At 51.0% G+C, this 243-nt stretch carries 1 protein-coding gene; it reads left to right on the top strand.

Annotation, left to right across the window (positions count from 1 at the left end; translation table 11 throughout):
- The coding region (locus KVT27_RS25845; protein ID WP_217582301.1) for a 5'-3' exonuclease H3TH domain-containing protein at nucleotides 1-243 on the top strand (243 nt) is incomplete at both ends.

Genomic DNA, 243 nt, shown 5'->3' with positions numbered 1-243 from the left:
GCTCAAAATGCTTCACGAGTTTGGAACGGTAGAAGAAGTGTTAGCCAATACGGCGAGCCTCAAAGGCAAAATGAAAGAGAAGGTTGAAGAGCACGCCAAAGACGCGCTGATGAGCAAAGAGCTCGCCACGATTTTCCGCGAAGTGCCGATGGAAACGGAGTGGAACACGTTCCGCTATGACGGCTTCGACGGACAAGCTCTGGCGGCTATGTTCCGCAAGCTGGAGTTCAAATCTTTATTGGA

Source organism: Lysinibacillus sp. GbtcB16 (assembly GCF_019091145.1).
Lineage (GTDB): Bacteria > Bacillota > Bacilli > Bacillales_A > Planococcaceae > Lysinibacillus > Lysinibacillus fusiformis.
Note: the sequence above shows the minus strand (reverse complement) of the source record. Positions and strands in the feature narration are given on the sequence as shown.